General features: G+C 53.5%; 2 protein-coding genes. Both read right to left on the reverse strand.

What is annotated here, in order from left to right:
• The coding region (locus tag H5U36_10165) for a sugar ABC transporter permease (protein MBC7218470.1) at nucleotides 1-197 on the reverse strand (197 nt) is incomplete at its 3' end.
• A gap of 75 nt (nucleotides 198-272) precedes the next feature.
• Entirely contained in the window at nucleotides 273-1,889 is a 1,617-nt protein-coding gene (locus H5U36_10170; protein MBC7218471.1) for an extracellular solute-binding protein, read from the reverse strand.
• Nucleotides 1,890-2,111: the final 222 nt, after the last annotated feature.

Below are 2,111 nucleotides of genomic sequence, written 5' to 3' on the forward strand. Positions count from 1 at the left end.
AGTGTACCCCAGAAACGGTAATCGCCAAACATCCGAAGGTAATTGCTCGCTCCGGCAAACCCTGCGAGTTTCCCGTAGAGCACCTTAGAAAGGCTCACCCGGAAAGAGTAAACCAGCGGGAAAATCGTAAAAGCAAGGACCCAGAAAATCGCAGGGATCACAAAAGAATTACCCTTTTCTCTCCGCCTTCTCCGCATTTTCCACTCTCCTTCCTCAGGCACAAAAGAAGGGGGAAGGGGCAAAGCCCCTTCCCCCTCAAACACTCCAATCCGTCACTCAGGCTTGTACCCGATGGCTTCCTGGTAAATCTTCTTCAGGGTATCCTTCCCGTACCGTTCCACAATGGCTTTCCATTCCTCAGCAATACGGTTGAGCGCTTCTTCTGGAGAGACCTGCCCAGTCACAGCCTCGGAAAGGTGGATATCGTACACTTCCCACATTTCCGGAGTTCCTGGGATACGGAGGTAGGTCTGCCGCAGCGGGTACTTGGTCCACATTTCCTCGTACGCAGTCACGAACTGGCGGGCATCCTCAGCATCGTACCCGGTTGCCACGTACTCCTCAATGGTGGCCTTACCCGTGGGCTGCAGGAAGTCGTAAGTCGTTCCTGGGTCGACACCCGTCCAGCCCCAGACAACGTTCCAGTGGTTAATCTGCGGTGTTGCCTGCCAGGAGAGGAAGTAAGCAGCGAGCTCTTTGTTCTTGCAGTACTTCGAAATCACGCCGTGCCAGGAAGCACCCACCGTGTTGGCAACGAAGTTCTTCTTGTTCACCCACTGCTTGGTCTCGAGATCGTAGTACTTCTCGCTTCCGGGGATAGGAGCAACGCCGAGTTTGCCCTGGATGGCGGAACGATCAGGGAGCTGAGCCAGAGAACCCACGTCGCCCCAGGACCAGCACATGACGGCCTTGCCCCGCAGGAAGGCATCCCACGCTTCACCAAGGCTCCAGCCGAACATGGCAGAGGGTCCGGTCTTTGAGAGCTTGATGAGCATGTTGAGTGCCTCAACAAAACCAGGAGTGTTCACCAGAGGCTCCATGGTCTCAGGGTCGAACCAGTACACGTTGTGGTACCGGGTTACTTTCGCTGGATCATCTCCCGGAGCTGGAGAAACAACATATGGTGCCGAAAGGGCCATGAAGTGGAAGAAGCCCTGCCCGCCAACCTTAAGATGCATGCTGATTCCATAGTCCGGTTCTCCGTCGCCGTTCCAGTCCTTGCCGTTGAAGAAGTCGCAGATCTCGTAGACCTCTTCCCAGGTCCATGGAGGAGTGGGCATGTCCTTGCCTTTCTCTTTCTTGAACTCTTCCTGCCACTTTGGATCATTCAGAATGTCCCGACGGTAGTAGATGACCTGCCCATCGTGGTCATTGTTGAAACCAACGAGTTTGTCACCCCACATGTAGAGCTCCCGAATTGGGAGGGCGATGGACTCAGGTTCCCACTTGGGCATACGAGGATCGTTGATGAATTCCTGAGCGGGAACAATCCAGTCATTCATGATGTAGTCGCCGTAGAACCAGCTTGGTCCGACGATGATGTCGTAGGTGCCGGTACCAGTCATGAGGTCGGTGAAAATCTTTTCCCGCAATTCACCGAAGGGAATCTCTACGATATCGTAAGTAGCGCCGGTGAGCTTTTCAAAGTAAGGACGCCAGAAGTACAGAGGTCCAGAGATTGCGCCTCGAGGTCCTGCAGAGTACACAGCAATGGTGAGTTTCTGTCCTTTCCATGCCGGATCTGGATTCCCTTTGTCTGCAGCTTCAAAAGCGGCGTTTGCAGTCTGAATCTCAAGCTCTGAAGCACCTTCCTGAGCAATAGCCCCAAACACAAACCCCAGCACGAAGACCAAGGAGACACAAAGTACCAACGCTTTACGCCATCCCATCGAGCACATCCCCCCTGTGGTAGAGTTTTTGAAGAAAAATCCAGAGTGTTTCCTCTTCCCAACACTTAACCTTTCTTTTTTCTTTTCCCCTCTCACGGTGGTGTCTCAGAAAGTGTGTCCGTGGGGCAGCATGGTAGCCTTCCCGTTGGAAAAGGCTTTCGAAAGGAGGGAAAGCTACCATGCAGAAGGAAACACGTGACGAGATTGTGAAGGCGTTTGCGG

This window comes from Candidatus Caldatribacterium sp., from assembly GCA_014359405.1.
GTDB classification, from domain to species: Bacteria; Atribacterota; Atribacteria; order Atribacterales; family Caldatribacteriaceae; genus Caldatribacterium; species Caldatribacterium oleiphilum.

Coding starts and splice junctions, on each gene's coding strand:
- H5U36_10170 (MBC7218471.1), bottom strand. CDS start 1,889: ATGGGATGGCGTAAAGCGTTGGTACTTTGTGTCTCCTTGGTCTTCGTG.